This window comes from Faecalibacillus sp. TM498, from assembly GCF_020589955.1.
GTDB classification, from domain to species: Bacteria; Bacillota_I; Bacilli_A; order Erysipelotrichales; family Coprobacillaceae; genus Faecalibacillus; species Faecalibacillus intestinalis.
Genome location: NZ_JAJDKB010000043.1, coordinates 1 through 20207, shown reverse-complemented (window position 1 = coordinate 20207; position 20207 = coordinate 1). Strand labels below are relative to the sequence as shown.

15 protein-coding genes are annotated in these 20207 nt (G+C 28.0%); 10 read left to right on the top strand and 5 right to left on the bottom strand.

The genetic code is table 11. The features are described 5' to 3' along the window. The first annotated feature begins 206 nt into the window (after window positions 1-206). A complete protein-coding gene (locus LJD32_RS11700; RefSeq protein ID WP_175302114.1) occupies window positions 207-1541 on the top strand; it encodes an MATE family efflux transporter in 1335 nt (444 codons plus the stop codon). Between the two features lie 306 nt (window positions 1542-1847). On the opposite strand, the gene LJD32_RS11695 is transcribed toward LJD32_RS11700, so the two are convergent. Further along, the gene (locus LJD32_RS11695; RefSeq protein WP_227392496.1) at window positions 1848-2516 is read right to left on the bottom strand and encodes a type II secretion system protein; all 669 of its coding nucleotides are present in this window, start codon (window positions 2514-2516) and stop codon (window positions 1848-1850) included. A gap of 236 nt (window positions 2517-2752) precedes the next feature. Here LJD32_RS11695 and LJD32_RS11690 point away from each other — a divergent pair, with 236 nt between their 5' ends. After that, on the top strand, window positions 2753-3937 hold the full coding sequence (locus LJD32_RS11690; protein ID WP_227392495.1) for a DNA/RNA non-specific endonuclease: 1185 nt from the start codon (window positions 2753-2755) through the stop codon (window positions 3935-3937). A 776-nt stretch (window positions 3938-4713) separates the two neighbouring features. On the opposite strand, the gene LJD32_RS11685 is transcribed toward LJD32_RS11690, so the two are convergent. Together LJD32_RS11685 and LJD32_RS11680 are read right to left on the bottom strand one after the other, a co-directional pair. Beyond that, the gene (locus LJD32_RS11685) at window positions 4714-5370 is read right to left on the bottom strand and encodes a hypothetical protein (RefSeq protein WP_227392494.1); all 657 of its coding nucleotides are present in this window, start codon (window positions 5368-5370) and stop codon (window positions 4714-4716) included. Window positions 5371-5484: 114 nt separating this feature from the next. Continuing rightward, the gene (locus LJD32_RS11680) at window positions 5485-5928 is read right to left on the bottom strand and encodes a dUTP diphosphatase (RefSeq protein WP_022002981.1); all 444 of its coding nucleotides are present in this window, start codon (window positions 5926-5928) and stop codon (window positions 5485-5487) included. A 106-nt stretch (window positions 5929-6034) separates the two neighbouring features. Here LJD32_RS11680 and rfbD point away from each other — a divergent pair, with 106 nt between their 5' ends. From rfbD to LJD32_RS11655, 5 genes are all read left to right on the top strand, one after another. Further along, on the top strand, window positions 6035-6892 hold the full coding sequence (gene rfbD, locus LJD32_RS11675; RefSeq protein WP_119363739.1) for a dTDP-4-dehydrorhamnose reductase: 858 nt from the start codon (window positions 6035-6037) through the stop codon (window positions 6890-6892). Next, the gene (locus LJD32_RS11670) at window positions 6882-8153 is read left to right on the top strand and encodes a dicarboxylate/amino acid:cation symporter (RefSeq protein ID WP_227392493.1); all 1272 of its coding nucleotides are present in this window, start codon (window positions 6882-6884) and stop codon (window positions 8151-8153) included. The genes rfbD and LJD32_RS11670 overlap by 11 nt, the downstream gene beginning before the upstream one ends. Before the next feature lie 174 nt (window positions 8154-8327). Then, on the top strand, window positions 8328-10853 hold the full coding sequence (locus LJD32_RS11665; RefSeq protein WP_227392492.1) for a DUF4268 domain-containing protein: 2526 nt from the start codon (window positions 8328-8330) through the stop codon (window positions 10851-10853). Between the two features lie 123 nt (window positions 10854-10976). Beyond that, complete coding sequence (locus LJD32_RS11660; RefSeq protein WP_227392491.1) at window positions 10977-11951, top strand: ROK family protein; 975 nt, start codon at window positions 10977-10979, stop codon at window positions 11949-11951. Next, on the top strand, window positions 11944-12840 hold the full coding sequence (locus LJD32_RS11655; protein WP_227392490.1) for a PHP domain-containing protein: 897 nt from the start codon (window positions 11944-11946) through the stop codon (window positions 12838-12840). The genes LJD32_RS11660 and LJD32_RS11655 overlap by 8 nt, the downstream gene beginning before the upstream one ends. Before the next feature lies 1 nt (window position 12841). On the opposite strand, the gene LJD32_RS11650 is transcribed toward LJD32_RS11655, so the two are convergent. After that, window positions 12842-13690 (bottom strand): patatin family protein, encoded by an 849-nt coding sequence (locus LJD32_RS11650; protein ID WP_147579486.1) that lies wholly within the window; start codon window positions 13688-13690, stop codon window positions 12842-12844. Window positions 13691-13796: 106 nt separating this feature from the next. Between LJD32_RS11650 and pulA the strand changes: the two genes are divergently transcribed. From pulA to mfd, 3 genes are read left to right on the top strand one after another with little or no spacing between them, the layout of a single operon-like run. Beyond that, a complete protein-coding gene (gene pulA, locus LJD32_RS11645; protein ID WP_227392489.1) occupies window positions 13797-15878 on the top strand; it encodes a type I pullulanase in 2082 nt (693 codons plus the stop codon). A gap of 3 nt (window positions 15879-15881) precedes the next feature. Next, entirely contained in the window at window positions 15882-16436 is a 555-nt protein-coding gene (gene pth, locus LJD32_RS11640) for an aminoacyl-tRNA hydrolase (RefSeq protein WP_117481910.1), read from the top strand. 8 nt (window positions 16437-16444) lie between these two features. Further along, on the top strand, window positions 16445-19873 hold the full coding sequence (mfd, locus tag LJD32_RS11635) for a transcription-repair coupling factor (RefSeq protein WP_227392488.1): 3429 nt from the start codon (window positions 16445-16447) through the stop codon (window positions 19871-19873). Between the two features lie 93 nt (window positions 19874-19966). Here mfd and LJD32_RS15655 read toward each other — a convergent pair whose 3' ends face one another. Further along, window positions 19967-20176 (bottom strand): DUF4351 domain-containing protein, encoded by a 210-nt coding sequence (locus LJD32_RS15655; protein ID WP_227392487.1) that lies wholly within the window; start codon window positions 20174-20176, stop codon window positions 19967-19969. Window positions 20177-20207 lie beyond the last annotated feature (31 nt).

Sequence of the window (20207 nt, the reverse complement as noted above, 5' to 3'; positions counted from 1 at the left end):
AGACTAAAATCCACTTTGTCATATCTAAAGTGGAATTTAACTTTTCACTTTAGAAAGAATTAATTTCTGCTTAAAACAATTGACAAAGATAAAGATATTTATTAATATAGACATGCAAATTGAATATTGCTTAGGTAAGCTATAGATTTCTCTATTTCTGATCATAAATAGACATCTATAGCTTTTTTTATGGAAAGGAGACTTATATGGAAAATAGAAACCCAATGGAATACAAGCCTGTATTTCCTTTATTAATGTCAATGGCGATTCCGCCAATGATTTCAATGTTGATTCAATCATTATATAATATTATAGATAGTATCTTTGTTTCTCAACTTGGAGAAGAAGCTTTAACAGCAGTATCATTGATTTTCCCTTTACAAAATTTATCATTAGCTATTTCTTGTGGAATAGGGATTGCGATGAATGCCTTTATTGCAAGACATTTAGGAGCTAAAGATGATAATAAGGCATCTTATTATGCAACTCAAGGAATTGTGATGTCACTTGCACATTCTTTATTATTTTTAATTATTGGTTTATTTTTTATTCGACCATTTTTAAATATGTTTACAACAAATCAAAATGTAATTAACTATGGAATGCAATATGGAATGATTGTTGTCTCATTAGTTATTGGTCAATTTATTCATCTAGCTATTGAAAAGATGTTTCAAGCAACTGGAAACATGATGATGCCCATGATCATGCAAATCTTTGGAGCTGTTATTAATATTATTTTAGATCCAATCTTGATTTTTGGTTATTTTGGATTACCTGCTTTTGGTGTTGCTGGAGCAGCTATTGCGACAGTAATTGGTCAATTTTCAGCAGCTTCTTTAGCATTTGTCTTATTTAAAAAATACAATACACATCTTCATATTTCATTTAAGAAATTCAGAGTAGATTTTCATGTTATTTCTCAACTTTATAGTATAGCTATTCCTTCAAGTGTGATGATGTGCTTACCATCTGTTCTTGTTTCTTTATTAAATGGTATACTTTCATCTATTTCACAAAGTGCAGTTGCTTTCTTCGGGGTTTATTATAAGTTACAAACATTTATTTATATGCCAACATCAGGAATTGTACAAGGGATGAGACCTTTAATGAGTTATAATTATGGGGCTAAGTTAAAAGAAAGAATGCATCAAATTTTAAAAGTATCTGGTTTGGTCATTGCTGCTATTTTAGGAGCAGGAACATTATTATTCTTTATAGTTCCAAATGTTTTACTTTCTTTATTTAATGCAAGTAGTGGTATGTTAGAAATAGGAGAAACAGGGCTTAGAATTTTATCTTTAAGTTTTATTGTTTCATCTTTTGGAGTTTTAATGTCAGGTGTTTTTGAAGCTCTAGGTTTAGGAAAATATTCTTTAATAGTTTCTTTACTTAGACAATTATTGATTACAGTACCATTAGCATACATTTTATTAAATATCATGGGGATTGAAGGTATTTGGTTATCATTTGTTATTGCTGAAGCAATTGCAAGTATTGTAGCTTATATCTTATATCATAAAAAATTTAAAACCATATAAAAAAGAGGCTGTTATGAAATTAAATAATTAATTTCATACAGCCTTTTCTTTTGTAAAATAAAAATATATTAAAAATAAGAATTTTAAATATCTATATAATAAAATTATTCTACTATAAGAAGCAATTGTTTCTAATTACAATAATTCCTCAAACGTTATCGTTGAGAAATTAATTAGTAGGAAATAAATATCATTGGTAAGATATCAATATCCTATTTTTTAGTTAGAATTTATAACAAAAAAAGATGTTACGATTTTAAATTATTTCGTAACATCCCCTTTTTTACATAAAAATTATTTTTTATACTATTTCTTTTCTATTGATTTTATTGATTTACCACCTTTAACACAATTTAATTTTCCATTATAAATAGTAACCATATAATTATCTCTCGCAAAATTTATAGCTTCTATCTTACCTTGTTGGTTATAGAATATATTAATAGCAAATCCATTGGCTTTACTAGGATTATAATCGTTAAGAAATTGACCGTTGAGGCAGTCAGATAGTACTTTGTATTTATAAATAGCTGAATTTTTATTTTCACTTTGTAAAAAATGTAATACATTTTTTACAATTTCTTTATCAATATATGATGCGCCAGAATAGCTATCACTAAGATACTTGTCAGGCTCTCTTTGTCCATGACTCATTAAAGAATCAGACACTCTTCCAACTTGATTGTTTGTTGTTTTTTTATAAGGAAAATCTGCAGGTAATGTGTAGTTATATTTAAAAATTGATTGTTTTTTAAATTCATCTTCATCTGTTGCATAGCATTTTGTAGCAGCAATTTGCGCTGCTTCATAAATCCCATGTGCTTCTTGTATAATACCTGCTTTTTTTGCTTCATCTACATATCCTAAAACGGATGGAATAGCCACAGCAGCTAAAATTGCAAGAATGACAAGAACAACTATTATTTCAACAAGCGTAAAACCATGTTTATTTCTAATTTTTTTAGTATCTATCATTTCTTTTCTCCTAATTATTTGATTAAGTAAGATAATATTTTTATTACTATTTTAATATGTTAATCTTTATTTAGCAATGATTAAAAGTAGATTGCCATGATACTTTTTGTATTTGATCATGTTTTCTATTTTTTATATTTTATCCAATAAAACCTTGAAATAGGTTTCTATTTAAAAAAAATAGAAAAGAAAAAATATAAATTTATGATATACTTGTACTCCAAGGAGGAACTATGATGAAAAAACTCTATTTATTATTACTTTCATTATTGATGACATTTACTTTAACAGGATGTAATCAACAAGTAGAAAAAGCATCTTCTAAGCAAAGTGTAACACTTTCTTTAGAACAAACAAGTAGTCAGGATGTAGATGTTTATGTTGATCAAGATCAAATTGATACTTTAAAAAGTCAAGGTGCAGGAACTTATAAGTTAAAGTTAACTAAAGGAAATCATGAGTTAAAAGTTGTACAAGATGGTGAAGAAACTCAAAAATCGTTTTATGTAGACTCTAAAGAAACCTTACATTATCAAATTACAAATATAGAAAACCAATTACAAATAGAAACAGATCAGGTTTCTTTTGATGAAAATAATGTTCAAGATATTTTAAATCAAATAGAAGAATATAGTGGACAACCATATATTGAAATCAATAACAATAGTCCTACTTTTAAAGAAAATGAATATACTACAAAAACATATATTCAATTAAATGATTTAGATGAATATGGACGTACTAAAAAAGATCAAGCTTGTTTAGGTCCTGAAACACTTCCAACAAATAAAAGGGAATCTATTGGAATGGTTAAACCGTCAGGATGGAAAACACAAAGATATGATGATTTGATTTCTACAAAATATTTATATAATCGTTGTCATCAAATTGGTTTTGCTTTAAGTGGTTTAAATGCTGAAGAAAGAAATTTAATGACGGGAACACGTTATTTTAATGTTACAGGTATGTTGCCTTTTGAAGAAGAGGTTAGAGATTATATTAAAAATACGAATCATCATGTTTTATATGAAGCCATTCCTGCATATAAAGATGATGAATTAGTAGCAAGAGGCTTGATTTTACAAGCAGCTTCTGTCGAAGATGAAACGATTCGTTTTTGTGTTTACATTTATAATGTACAACCGGGTGTTACTATTGATTATCAAAATGGAACTTCAAGAAAAGCCAAAGAAGGAGAACCAACTTATGGCATCAAAGAAACAAAGGATCCATTTGATTATCATAATAAATTAAGTAATAAAAGTAAAAAGTATGTTATTAATATAAAAAATAAAAAATATCATGATCCAAATTGTTCAAGTGTTTCAAAAATGAGCGAACAAAATAAAGAAGTAGTTACTTCAACTTCAAAAAAATTACAACAACAAGGATACAGTCCTTGTGGCATCTGTCAAAAATAAAAAAATGTTGCGGTTATCGCAACACTTTTTTATAAATTGTAAAATTACGTAATAAATTAAACATTTAAAATAAGCGGTTACAAGTGATTATCATGTTCAAAGAGGATGTTTATTATATTATTCTCAATTATTATTTTCAGCCTATGATGCAGGGGATAATTTATTAGATGTTATTAGTAATGCTGGTTACAAAGCAGGGCATGAAGGCTATGAAAGTATTTCATTACAAGCTATGGGATTAAAATAAATTGCAGGTATTAGAGGAGGACCTCAACAAGAAACACCAGAGCTTTCCACACTTACTGATATTGAAATCACAGAAGAAACATCTTATAAAAAAAGTGATGATCTTCAATTAAGTGTTACAGGTATTTATACAACATCTGATAATGAAACATATAAAAGAGATATAACTGATGAAGTAGAAATTAAAGGGTATGATGCGACTCAAATAGGAAAGCAAAACGTTATAGTTGCTTATACAGAACATGATATTTTTTTAGAAAAAGAAATTGAAGTATTTGTTGTAGAAGAAACTGTTAAAAAAGATGAAACAGTTACAACACCTACTACAGAAGATAAAGTAACGAATAAAATAAATAATAATAAAAAATCTCAAAAAACAACAGCTGTAAAAACAGGAGATAGTACATATATAGGTACTTATTCATTATTTGCGTTTTTAAGTGTTTTACTAACGGTTATGTTGAAGAAATATAGATTTGAATAAACATAATAAAAAAACGATTTGAAATAATACATCAAATCGTTTTTGTTTAATGATGGGCATTATATACTTCATTAACAGCTTCAGCATAGAGTGCTCTTGATTTTTTATTAGGGTTTGTGTTGAAGTTCTTTTTATCTAAGTAGATTTTTCGTAATTCATTAGTTAATTTATTCTTTTTTATATATGCCTCTTTTTTAGATAATAAATATCCTTTACATTGCATTTGCCAACTGTATTCGTGTGTATTTTTATTAAAACGTATATATTCTTGTTGATAATCATTAATTGTATTTACGATTGCAAAATCGCAACTATATTTTATTTTTGTACCTTTTAAATTAGTGATGTTTCTCCAATATGGATTTTCTTCGTATACTTTTATAGTAAATACACGAGTACTATCTTGACAAGGAAAATGATAGTTAGATCTAAGAACTTTATTAAATGTATTCATAAGTATTTCTTTTAATTCTTTAGCACTGTAGTATTCATCAAAATTATTTACTTCAATATTGATATCAAAGTCATATCCTTTATTTGTTTTCGGATCATAAGTAATCATATTTCGGCTAGAACTTCCTATAAACTTATAATCAAATGTAAATTGTTCTCTAAGTTCATCTTGAACTTGATTTATTATTTTGATTAATTCTTTTTTTACTGGCATGTATTTTGATTTAGAAACATATTCAAAATGGTTCATATTTTATTCCTCCTATTTTTTATGCCATTTAAAACAAAAAGTTTTAAATCATTATATTATAAATCTAAGTATAAACATATGCAATAAAAAAGTGAGATGTTTCCATCTCACAAATTAAATATGATCAATAATTTCATCTAAATCAATACCTAATTGAAATCCTAAAGAGAAATAGTCATCAATTGTATTTTGGTAATCTTGACTAGAATAAGTTGATGAAACATTCATCATTGATTGATAAATTTTTAAAAATAAGTCTTCTAAAGATAAACGATTAGGAATTTCAGTATGATTTTTAATAGTATCAATTCTTAATTCATAACCAATAGACATTAACATTTTTAAACCATCTAAATAATGTTCTAATAGTTCATCGTGATGAATAGCTTCTTCTTTTTCCCAAAAGATAAAACATCTTGAATCCTGACAAACTTCTCCTAAATCATGTAAGAAAGATAATGTTTTTTGCTTAAGTCGAGCGACATTTAAAATTTCATTTTTGTTTACTTGTAATTCTTTATTTACGTAAACTTGATACATTTTAGATAAATCATTCATAAAAATCACCTCAATACTATTATATCACGAAATATGAACTAGGTTTGAATTTGACATCAAATAATCCTCTAGATATAATATTCAAGATTTAAAGGAGGATGAAATTATGCGAAAAATTTGGATATGCGGTGCTAAAGGACAAATTGGACAAGCAATCAATGAAATTATTGATAAACTTGAATTCAAAGTTCTTGATACTGACATAGACGATTTGGATATTACAGACACAGATGAGGTCTTACGTTTTGGGGAAATGAATAGACCAGATATTATTATTAACTGTGCAGGACTCACAAATATAGAGGAATGTGAAAATGATATTTCTAAAGCTTATAAAGTTAATGCTTTAGGTGCTAGAAATTTATCTATTATTGCTAGAAAATTAGAAGCTAAATTGGTTCATATTTCTACAGATGATGTTTTTGATGGGAAAAGTGATCAACCTTATAATGAGTTTGATCAAACAAGACCACAAACAGCTTATGGTAAATCTAAATTAGCTGGAGAACAATATGTTAAAGAATTTACTTATAAGCATTTTATTATTAGAAGTACATGGGTCTATGGTTTGGGAAATAATTTTATTAATGATTTATTAGAAAAAGTAAATAAAGGTGAATCTCTAGCAATTGCCTCTGATCAATTTGGATCACCTACAAGTGCTAAAGAACTTGCACGTTTTATTTTACATTTAATTGATACAAATGAATATGGAACATATCATGCGACAAATAAAGGGGTATGTAGTCGATATGAATTCGCTCATGAAATTTTAAAACTTACAGGAAAAGAAGCTCAAATGAAGGCAGTACCTACTCATTTATCTGATTTTTCTAAAGTTAGACCAGCTTATTGTGTCTTAGATAATTTTATTATGTCAATGACTCCAGTTTATACTTTTCCTTCATGGAAAGAATCTTTAAAAGAATATTTTAAAGAAAGGGGTCTATATAATGAAAAATAAAAAGAAGTTAGGTTTAACAACTTTGATTTTTATAGCACTTATTGCAGGTGCAATTACCGGAATTATTATTAATTATTGTATTCCTAGTAATAAAATCGTTGATGATTTTATTGTTAGTGGTTTATTTTATGTTGTAGGACAAGGATTTATACGTTTAATGCGTATGTTAGTTGTACCACTTGTCTTTTGTTCAATTGTTTGTGGAAGTATGGCAGTAGGAGATACTAAAAAATTAGGATCTGTAGGACTTAAAACAATGCTTTTTTATCTATGTACGACAGCACTTGCCGTTGTTGTTGCTTTATGTATCGCTAATGTTATTAATCCAGGTATTGGTTTAGATATGTCAGCAATTAAAATCACTTCAAAAGTAACAGAGTCAACACAAGCAACAAGTGTGACAGAAACATTGTTAAATATTATTCCAACAAATATTTTTGAATCACTTGCAAATGGAACAATGTTACAAATTATCTTGTTTGCGCTTATTTTAGGTGTTATTCTTGCAAATATGTCAGATCGTGTAGATATTGTTAAAAACTTCTTTAGTCAATTTAATGATATTATGATGGAAATGACAATGGCTGTTATGAAGTTAGCACCAATAGGTGTTTTCTGTTTGATTTCTAAAACATTTGCAGAAATAGGTTTTGATGTTTTCATCCCATTATTAAAATATATGTTCTGTGTATTACTTGCATTAGGAGTTCAATGTTTTGGGGTTTATATGTCAATGTTAAAGATTTTTTCAGGATTAAATCCAATTATCTTTATTAAAAACTTTTTCCCAGTAATGGCTTTTGCCTTTTCAACATCAACATCCAATGCAACAATTCCAATGAATATTGATACTTTAGCTGAAAAAATGGGTGTTTCTAAAAAGATCTCATCTTTTACAATTCCATTAGGAGCAACAATCAATATGGATGGAACATCCATCATGCAAGGTGTTGCGGTTGTCTTTACAGCTCAAGCCTTTGGAATTCATCTATCTATGATGGATTATGCTACAGTTATTGGAACAGCAACGCTTGCTTCAATAGGAACAGCAGGAGTACCAAGTGTTGGATTAATTACACTTACCATGGTCTTTAATTCCGTTGGTTTACCAGTAGAAGGAATTGCTTTAATTATGGGAATTGACCGTATCTTAGATATGACAAGAACAGCCGTTAATATTACTGGAGATGCAGTATGTACAACAGTTGTTGCTTCAATGAATAAAGCAGTTGATCGAGATATTTATTATGGTAGAAAATAATTAAAAATTAATTAAATGAACCAAATAGGTTAAATTAATAACTTATTTGGTTCATTTTTTTGTTATAAGTTATAAAGAGTTACATTACATGAGTTATTTCAAAAATTAAATTTAAATGATAAAATATATACATATATAATAAATATTTTGTAATTAATGAGGAAGGTGTTATTTATGAAAGGATCAGAATTAAGATTAATAGAATACATGGAAGGATCTAAAAAAAGATTTATTATTCCAGTATATCAACGTAATTACGATTGGAAAATTGAAAATTGCAAGCAGCTCTATGATGATCTTATTCAAGTAATAAAAAATAATAGTAAAACACATTTTTTTGGAAGTATAGTTTCAGTATATGAACCATCGGGAAGAAATACAGAATTTCTTATTATCGATGGGCAGCAGCGTTTAACAACAATGTCACTGCTTTTTTTGGCTATGTATAACCTTCTTGAAGAAAAAATAATAATTTCTGAGGATGAGTCTTTAAAAGATCAGATATATGAAGATTTTCTGGTAGATAAATATCAACCTCAAGAAAAAAGAATGAAACTAAAGCCTATTAAAAATGATCAAAAAGCATTTAGTAAGCTTTTTAATAGTAAAGATGATTATATTAAAGATTCAAATTTAACGATAAATTATAGTTACTTTTACGAAAGAATTCAAAAACAAGAGATTACGATTGATGAACTTTTTGATGCAATTTGTCGCTTAGAAATTATTAATATTACATTAAATAATGAAGATAATCCACAGTTGATATTTGAAAGCTTAAACTCCACAGGGCTTGACTTAAGTGAAGGAGATAAAATTAGAAATTATATATTAATGGGTCTTCCAAAACAAAAGCAAGATGAGTATTATGAAAAATATTGGAATTGTATAGAAAAATGTACTAAATATGATGTTAGTTCTTTCATTAGAGATTATCTTAGTGTTAAACAACTTGTTATACCCTCGCAAAAAAAAGTTTATATAAATTTCAAAAAATATGTTGAGGATTCTTCTTTAAAAATTATTGAAATATTAGAAGATTTACTTAGTTATGCAAAAAGATATAATATTTTGTTATGTGGGAAAACAAGTAGTAAAGAACTAAATTCTTGTATTAATAGACTAAATCGTTTGGAAACTACTGTAACGAGACCGTTTTTTCTAGAAGTATTAAGGCTTTATGATGAAAATCAAATAAATTTGAATGAAGTCGCAGAAGCATTTTCTATAACAGAAAGTTATTTATTTAGAAGAACAATATGCGATTTGCCTACAAACGCATTAAATAAAATATTTCTTTTACTTAATAGAGAAATTATGAGATATGATGGTACGGATAGTAATTACATAGAAAAACTAAAATTTGCTTTATTATCAAAAAAAGATAGAGCTAGATTTCCAAATGATGATGACTTTTCTTTAATGTTCACAGAAAAACCGATTTATCAAATGAATAGTAAAAATAAAATTTATATTTTAGAAAGATTAGAAAATTTTGGAACATTAGAAGATAAAGACATATATAGACATTATGATGAAGGAGAATATTCTATTGAACATATTATGCCACAACATCTTACACCTGCTTGGATTAAAGAATTAGGTGATAGCTATGAGGAAATTCATGATACTTGGCTTCATAGAATAGCTAATTTAACGTTAACAGCATATAATTCAAAGTACAGCAATAGTACGTTTGTAGAAAAAAAGACAATGAAGAATGGATTTGAAGATAGTGGGATTCGTCTAAATACATATGTTTCTAAAAAGGATAAATGGACATTAGCTGAATTACGAGATAGGAATGATTATTTGTTGAAAAGAGCGCTAGATATTTGGGCATTTCCATCAACAAATTATAAGCCGCAAGAAAAACAATTGGATTCTTATACATTAGACGATGAAGCATCTTTTTTAAGTGGTAGACAGATTGCTAAATTTGTATATAAAGGAACTGAACAACCGGTTGTAAGTTGGGTTGAAATGTATACGAAAGTTTTAAGAGCTTTATATTTAGAGGATAAAACGATTATTACCAAGATTGCATTATCAACAGATGATGAATTATCTATTCATTTTTCAACTAATAAAAGAATTTTTAAAAAATGTGATGAAATAGGGGATAATGTTTATGTGCAAACTAATACAAATACACAAAGTAAATTATCTGTTCTAAATAGATTGTATAAGTTATATGGTATGAATCCAACTGATTTAGTTTTTTATTTGCGAGATTCTAATGATAAAGAAGATGAAAAAGGAACGAGATTTGAAATACGTCGAAAATATTGGGAGTATGCTTTAAAATTTATAAAAGAAGAAAATTTTGATAATAAATCTTTTGATAATGTAAATACTTCAAAGGAAAATTGGATAAATGGTACTTTTGGTATAGGTGGTTTTGCTATATGTTGTATTGCTAATTATGACTTTGCAAGAGTAGATGTATATTTTGGAAAGACTAATGCTAATGAAAATAAAATTGCATTTGATAATGTTATGTTACATAAATTAGAAATAGAATCAAATTTTGGTGTTAATTTAGAGTGGGATAGAGGAGATGACGTAAAAAGATCAATAATTTCGTATAGATTGGAAAATGTAAGTATTTATAATGAAAATGATTGGTTACAAATAGCTAAATTTCATGCAAAATGGAGTAAGAAATTTATAGATGCTATTGTTCCTTATTTAAAATAGGAGAGAAATATTCTAATATTAAGGAATAATTTATAATGATAGACTCTTTATAAATTATTCCTTTTAATAAAATGATATGTTATAATGACTTTCGACAAGAGTTGATGAAAGTTAGGTGATAGAGTGTCAAAAGTAAATGATTTAAAACAAGAAAATAAAATAAAAACAAGAGAATGTCTTTATGATGGACAAATTTGGACAAAAAATGACTTAGCGTATAAAACAAGTCTTTCATTGGCGACAACTACTAATATTTTACAAGAAATGTTGAAAAGTCATGAAATTGAATATGTAAGTGATTCTAAGTCAACGGGTGGTAGAAAGTCTAAAGAATATCAGTTATATAAGGATTATAAGCATCTGTTAAAAATAGTTTTAAAGAAGAATAAGAAGAGTTATGAATTTATTTTTGAAATCATAGATTTATATGATCAAATTGTTTATCAAAAAAATTATTCTTCTTTAAAAGGAACAGTTGAAGAGTTTTTAAAGATGTTAAAAAAGGTATTAAAGAAAGATCAAGAAATTGCTGTCATTTGTTTATCACTGCCAGGGGTTTGTGATCAGGGAATGATTGATTTGTGTGATTTTGAAGATTTTCAAAATAAAAATATATTAGAAATTTTAAAAAAAGAAATCAAACAAAAAATAATCATTGAAAATGATGTCAATTGTGCTAGCATTGGTTTTTATCATCAATATTCACACTATCAAAATAGTGCTTTGATTTATCAGCCTGCGGTTGATTATGTAGGCTGTGGTATGATCATTCAAGGGAAACTTTATAATGGCTTTAGTCATTTTGCGGGAGAACTTCGATGCTTACCTTTTTATAATCATTTACAACAAGAGCGCTTATTAAAAGATGATCCTCAAGAATTATTAGAAAAACAAATTGCTACTTTATGTTGTGTCTTAAATCCAGAAGCTATTGGTATTTGTAGTGATGTTTTAAAAGACATACAAATATCTTTACCAACGATTCCTTTAAAACATCAACCTCAAATAATTAAAATTAATCAACTATATACATTAATTAAAGAAGGACTTTTTCAAATAGGAAAGAATCAAATGATAGGAGAGACGAATAATGAATAAAAGTTATATTGATTTACATATGCATAGTTTATACAGCGATGACGGAGAATTTACACCTACTCGACTTGTAGAAATGTGTCATGAAGCAGGGGTAAAAATTATGGCGATTGCTGATCATAATTGGGTTAAAGCCATTGATGAAGCCAAAAAGAAAGCAGAAGAATTAAAGATAAAATATATTCCTGCTATTGAAATTGATTGTACTTATAAAGGAATCAATTTACATGTTTTAGGCTATGGAATCGATTATACAAACCCAGCATTTAATCAATTGGGAGAAGATATTTTAAAACAAGAACTTAACTGTAGTTTAAAAAAATTAGAACTTACCAATCAATTAGGTTTTGATTTAAAAAAAGAACAATTAGATGCTTTAAGCAGTAATGGGGTTTATACTGGAGAAATGTTTGGTGAAGCTTTGTTAAAGGATGAAAGATATGTAGATCATGAACTTTTAAAACCTTATCGAAGTGGCGGAAGTCGTAGTGATAATCCCTATGTTAATTTCTATTGGGATTATTATGCCCAAGGAAAACCTTGTTATACAGAAGTTATTTTTCCTTCATTAGAAAAAACAATTCAATTAATTAATGATCATGGGGGAGTGGCTGTATTAGCACATCCGGGAAATAATTTAAAAGGAAAGTTTGACATTTTCAATGAAATGGTAGAAAAAGGACTTCAAGGAGTTGAATGCTTTTCAAGCTATCATAGTCTTGAAACCAATGATTATTTTTATCAAAAAGCTAAAGAGCTAGATTTATTATATACTTGTGGAAGTGATTTTCATGGTAAAACGAAACCAGCAATTCATCTAGGTGAAAATGGATGTGTTTCACCAGATGAAATTAAAGACCTTTTAATTAAATACCAATTAATAAGAGGCTAATTTAGCCTCGTAAGTATTTTTTTAAGTTTTCTAATTGATTATTACAATCACTTACACCTAAGTCATACATTTGTTGAATGACTTCTTTGTCTTTTTCAAGTCGTCCAATAGGGATGAGTTGACTAGGTCTTAAAACAAAAATCTTCTTTTCTTTTTCTAATTTTGTAATCAAATCTAAAGACGCATTATAATTTAAATAACGATTATTTAAGGTTTCTACAAAATGAGGATATTGATGATAAAAGAGTTTATTAAGATGTTTATTGGATGGCTTTTTACGATAATCTAAGGGTCTTGTTAAAACGACAATGATTTTATCAACATCCATCTCTAACATTTTTTTAATAGGAATACTGTCACTACAGCCACCATCTAAATATTCATGACCATTGACTTGAATGATATGAGATACAAAAGGCATTGAACCTGATGCTCTTAAATATTCAACTTGATCATAATTATCTAAAGTATCCAACAACTTATATTCTGCTTTTCCTGTTTGTAAATTTGTCACAACAGCATAAAAATCAACAGGAGATTCTTGATAACTTTGATAATCAATTGGATCTAAATCATCAATCAATTTTTCGAAACAAAATTCTTCATTCATGACATTTCCTGTTTTTAAAAAAGAATAAACACCCATATAATCTTTATTTCCAACGTAAGCTTTATTATATCTCAAAACACGTCCTATTTGTTTTGATTTATAATTCATTCCAAATAAAGCTCCCGCTGAAACACCAATAATTGTATCAACATCAATCTTTTCTTTTAAAAATGTATCGATGACACCCGCTGTGTATAAACCACGCATAGCGCCACCTTCTAATACTAAACCAACTTTCATTTATATCACCGAGGGTATTATATCATAAAATTTGAACATCAAAGCAAAAAAGAAGATGTTTGAATAAAATATATATTTTGCGTATAATACGATTAGGTGATTAAAAATGGAAAAAGGCAAAATACGTATGCTCGCCAATTTAATAGAGCTAAATAAAATAGAAGTAAGACTTTCAAAAAAATATTATGGGGGAATTTCTCCAAAATTTTATTTGAGAGATTTAAATAAAGAAACACTTGTAGAAATTCCTGTTGCTGAAACATGTGAAGATGATATTTGTGTTAAATATTATTTTAAAAATGTTCATATTGATTTAACGCATCATTATGAGATGGTAGATAATTATGGTTTAAGTGCTATTTTACAATATGTAAGACTTTCTGAATTGGATGATTTTGATGAATTATTTTATTATGATGGAAAATTAGGACCTCTTTACCAAAAAGAAAAGACAACTTTCAAAGTATGGGCGCCTACGGCTTTAGAAGTCATGGTTAAAGTAGGAAACGAAGCTTATCAAATGGAAAGAAAAGAAAAAGGGGTTTTTGAAGTAACGATCCAAGGAGATTTGGATAATCAAGAATATAATTATTTGATTCGTCATCATAAAAGTTTTCATGAAACATTAGATCTTTATGCTTATGCTTCTAATGCTAATAGTAATAGTAATATTGTCATTGATGTTGATAAAATCAATGAACCACTTTATTTAGAAAACTTACAACATATGAAAAGAAAAACAGAAGCGATCATTTATGAATTAAGTGTTCGTGATTTTACTATGTCTAAGACAATTAACGCAACACATCCAGGGACTTTTATGTCTTTAGTAGAAAGTGGTTTAGTTACACCACAAGGTAATAAAGCAGGGTTTGATTATCTTGTAGATTTAGGTGTCACTCATGTTCAAATCATGCCAATGTTTGATTTTGCAACAGTAGATGAACTTCATCCTACAGTGATGTATAACTGGGGTTATGATCCAATTCAATACAATGTTCCTGAAGGGAGTTATGCTTTAGATCCTCAAGATGGTTATTCGCGAGTTAAAGAATGTCGTCATATGGTTTCAACACTTCATCAAAAAGGTTTAAGAGTGGTGATGGATGTTGTTTATAATCATATGTATGATTATTATACAAGTGCGTTTGAAAGAACAGTACCGGGGTATTATTTTAGAAAGAATCAATATGGAGAAATGTCTAATGGTTCTTGGTGTGGAAATGATTTGGAATCAAGACATCAAATGGTAAGACGATATATTAAAGATATGTGTTTGCGTTGGCAAAAACTTTATGGAGTAGATGGTTTTAGATTTGATTTAATGGGTATTATTGATATTGAAACCTTAAATCAAGTTTATGATCAAGCTTCAAAAATAGATGATAGTTTTATTATGTATGGCGAAGGATGGAATATGCCTACAGCTATGGATGATCATGAAAAAGGAATGCAAGATAATCATCGTAAGATGTTAAATATTGGCTTCTTTAATGATTATTATCGTGAAACTTTAAAGGGTGGAAGTGGAGATTCTGCTTTAAAGGATAAAGGTTATTTTGCGGGGAATATGTATAATTGTGAAATTGGTGGTGAATGTATGAAAAATACAAATCGCTACAGCTATGTTGATCAAAGTATTAATTATGTTGAATGTCATGATAATGCGACAACATTTGATAAATTTGCAATTAGTAATGGAGATGAACCACTTGAAACTCGTAAGAAAAGACAATTGATGTTGAATGTTGCGCTTATTTTATCACAAGGAATTCCTTTTATTCATTGTGGTCAAGAGTTCTATCGTAGTAAAGATGGACTTGGAAATACGTATAATACATTAGATCATATTAATGCAGTCAATTGGTCTTTAGTTGATGAAAATCAAGAGGATATTGAAACTCTTAAACAAATGATTCAACTTAGAAAAGAAAATGGTGGATTTAAGTATGAGACAATTCAAGAAGTAAATGAATATGTAAGTACAAATCATTTTGATTATCGTATTTTAAGATATTGTGTGAAACAAAATAAAGGAAAATATCAAGAGATTGTTGCATATTTTAATCCTTCGTATTATGATTTTGAAATAAATGATATGGATGAATATGAAGTGATTTATAATGATCATGAATCACGCACATATTTAGCTCCTATTTCGATGAAAATATTTGGATTAAAGAGGTAAAAAATGAAATTAATTATTGGTTTAGGTAATCCTGGAAAAGAATATGAAAATACAAGACATAATACAGGATTTATGGTATTAGATCGTTTAAGTGAAAAATTAAATATTGAAATGACACAAAACAAATTTAAAGGACTTTATGGAAAAAGTAAATATAAAGGTGAAGATGTGATTTTATTAAAACCACAAACTTATATGAATTTATCTGGAGAATCTGTTAGACAAGTTATGGATTTCTTTAAAATCAATCAAGAAGATATCTTAGTTATTTATGATGATTTAGATATGCCAGTAGGGAAGCTTCGTTTAAGACAAAGTGGTAGTGCTGGTGGGCATAATGGTATTAAAAATATTATCTTGCATACTGGAAGTCAAAATTTTAATCGTATTCGTGTAGGTATTGATCGTAGTAAATATATAAAAGTTGTTGATTATGTTTTATCACGTTTTACAAAAGATGAACAAGATGCTATCAATCAAGGGATTGAAAATGCCAGTGATGCAGTCATTGATTATTTGGATCATGGATTTAACCATGCAATGAATCGTTTTAATTAGAGGCACATATGAAAAAGATACTACATTTATTAAAAGATAATAAAGCATTTAATGCTTTATTGAATAAACAAAATATCGTTGTCAATTCTTCCAACAGCGAAGCGCTACTGATTGCTAGCGCATTTTTGACTTTAAAAAAAGATATGCTGATTGTTAAATCAAACCAATATGAAGCTAATCTTCTTTATAAACAAGTTTCTCAAATGATTGATGAAGCCCTTTATTTTCCTGTAGATGAATCTTATCGTATTGAAAGTTTGGCCGCTTCGGGAGAATTATTAGGACAAAGATTAGGAACGATGTATCAACTTACACGACCTGGTTCACATCTTTTGATCAGTCATGGTCATAGTGTGATGCGATATGTTCCAACTGTTGATATTTTTAAGAAAAACTGTATGACTTTAAAAGTAGGAGATCATATTGATGTTTATGATTTACAAAGATTTTTAGTGCAAGCAGGTTATATGCATACAACACGTGTTGATCAACCTTTCTATTTTTCTAAACGTGGGGGAGTCGTTGATATTTTTTCAATGCAATATGACCATCCTATTCGTATCGATTTCTTTGATGATGAAATTGATTATATTAAATTTTTTGATGAAAAAACACAAAGAACGATTGAAAAAGTGGATGAAATTGAAATTATTCCAGCTACCGATCTTCTTTATTTAGATCAAGAAGTAGGTTCAGTTGTTACACAAATCAAAGATTCTTTTGAAGAACAATATCAAAAGATGGATGATTTATTTAAAGATGATTTTGAAGAAAAAATCATGATCGATATTGAAAACTTAAAAGCACATGCTACAGATAGTAGTCAATATGCGTATTATCATCTCTTTAAAAATGTGACGAGTATTAAAGATTATTTAGATGATCCAATTACTATTTTATGTCAAGAAGAAGATATTCATTTTCAAATCAAAAACTATATTTCAGAAAACTTCTATTATTATCAAGAATTAAGCCAAAGTGGACGCTTTTTAAAAGATAATCAACTTTATCAAGACTTTGATAGCATTATTAAAGATAACTATCAAGCTATTAATACTTTTGCAACAAATAAAGATGATGTTGTCTTTTTAAGTCACGATGTGATGTTTAATCGAGATGATGAAAAACGTGTCATCCAACAAATCAATGATTATTTAAAGAATAGTCAAATTTTAATTTCTCTGGAAAATAAACATCAACTTCAATTGATGGTGGAACTTTTTGATCGTCATGAAATGAAATATACACTTGTAGGAATTGATGAAGTAATTTATCCAGGTATTAATCTTTATGTAGGAAAACTTGCATCAGGATTAGAACTTATTGAAGAAAAAGTAGTTATTTTAACAGCCTATGAATTATTTGGAGAAGTCAATGTTTCTAAAACAAAATATTTTAGATTTAAAGATGCTAAAACATTACGTAACTTCCAAGAATTAAATGTTGGTGATTATGTTGTTCATGATAGCTATGGAATAGGGCAATATTTAGGAATTAAAACACTTGATGTTAAAGGATATCATAAAGATTATTTATATGTGGCTTATGCTGGAGATGATACGCTTTATATTCCAGTTGAACAATTTAAAATGATTCGTAAGTATGCAAGTGCTGATGGTAAAGTACCAATGATCCATGCTCTTGGAAGTAGCAAATGGACAAAAGCTAAACAAAAGGCTAAAAATAAAATTGATGATATTGCTGATCGATTAATAGAATTATATGCTAAAAGAATGTCTTCACCAGGGTTTGCTTTTTCTAAGGATAATGAATTACAAATCGATTTTGAAAATCAATTTGGTTATGCTTTAACCGCTGATCAACAAAGAAGTGTTGATGAGATTAAATTGGATATGGAGAAACCTCAACCAATGGATCGTCTTTTATGTGGAGATGTTGGTTTTGGTAAAACTGAAGTGGCCTTACGTGGTGCTTTTAAAGCGATTTTAGATCATAAACAAGTAGCTTTTCTTTGTCCAACAACTATTTTATCAATGCAACATTTTAAAACAGCCACCGAACGTTTTAAAAATTTCCCTGTAGAAATTGCTTTACTCAATCGTTTTACTTCATCTAAAGAAAAGAAACGTATTTTAAAAGAAGTTAAAGAAGGTAAAATTGATTTATTAATAGGAACACATCGTATTTTATCAAAAGATGTCGCGTTTAATGATTTAGGGTTACTTGTTATTGATGAAGAACAACGTTTTGGTGTTAAACAAAAAGAAAAAATCAAAGAATACCGTGAAACCATTGATGTTCTTTCTCTTTCAGCTACACCAATTCCTCGTACATTACAAATGTCTTTAATGGGAATTAGAGGATTATCGAAAATCGATACACCACCTAAAAATAGATTACCTGTACAAACTTATGTTGTTGAAAAAAATAATACGTTAATTAAACAAGTTATTGAAAGAGAACTCGCTAGGGATGGACAAGTTTTCTATCTTTATAATCGAACAGATCAAATCGCTAATGTAGCTTATAAAATTTCTTCTACTGTTCCTAATGCAAAAGTAGCTATAGGACATGGTCAAATGGATAAAAATGAACTAGAAGATGTTATGCTTCGTTTTATGAATAAAGAATTTAATGTTCTTATTTGTACAACAATTATTGAAACAGGAATTGATATTCCTAATGCCAATACGATGATTGTTGAAGATGCTGATAAATTTGGGTTAGCCCAACTTTATCAAATTAGAGGACGTGTAGGTCGTAGTGAAAGAGGCGCTTATGCTTATCTTCTTTATAAAAAAGATAAGTCTATTCAAGATGATGCATTAAAACGTTTAAAAGCGATTAAAGAATTTACTGAACTTGGTAGTGGTTATAAAATTGCCATGCGTGATTTATCAATTCGTGGTTCAGGAGATATTCTTGGGGGTAAACAAGCTGGGTTTATTGATGATATTGGTTTTGAAATGTATATGAAGATCTTACAAGATGCCATCAATGTAAGAATGCATAAAGATGAAAAGCCTGAAGAAGAAGTTAAAAACTTAAATGTGAGTGTAGATGGTTATATTCCTGATGACTATGTGGAAAGTGATTATGAAAAACTTGAATTGTATCAAAGATTAGATAAAGCAAAAACAATGAGTGAACTTAATAGTTTAAAAGCGGAATTTGATGATTATTATGGAAATTTACCGGAAGCTATTTTAACATTGATTGAAAAGAGAAAACTTGAAATTCTTTCACATTATTCTATTATTGAAGATATTAAAGATTCTGGTAAACAACTAGAAATTATCTTTTCACCAAATGCTTTTGAAACAATTTCAGGTGATAAATTATTCTTGCTTGCTAATCAACTTTTTACAAAGCCAGCCTTTAAATCTTTAGATAATAAAATAACAATTAAAATCAATAAACATGATCAATGGCTTAATCGTTTAAATGAGTTTATTGAAACGTTATCAAAAAAATAAACGAAAGAAAAGTACGACAAAACCGTACTTTTCTTTTTTATAAAAAAAGCAAGCCAAATAAAATGACTTGATTTTTCTTGTTTATATATTAACTTATGAATTAATGATTTTTAAAACGTCATCTTCGTTTGTGATAGCAAAAATTGAAAGTGTTAATGTATTAAGTTTTTCAATTGAATTATTTTGTATTGCTTGTTCGAGTTGATTTGATACATTTCCTAATTTTACTTTCAATAATGATAATACAGTTTTCTTTTCTCGTTTTTCGCCTTCTTTCCGTTCCTTCACACATATCGATTTCATCTCCTTCTGGTAAGTCTCTAATTAAATCTAA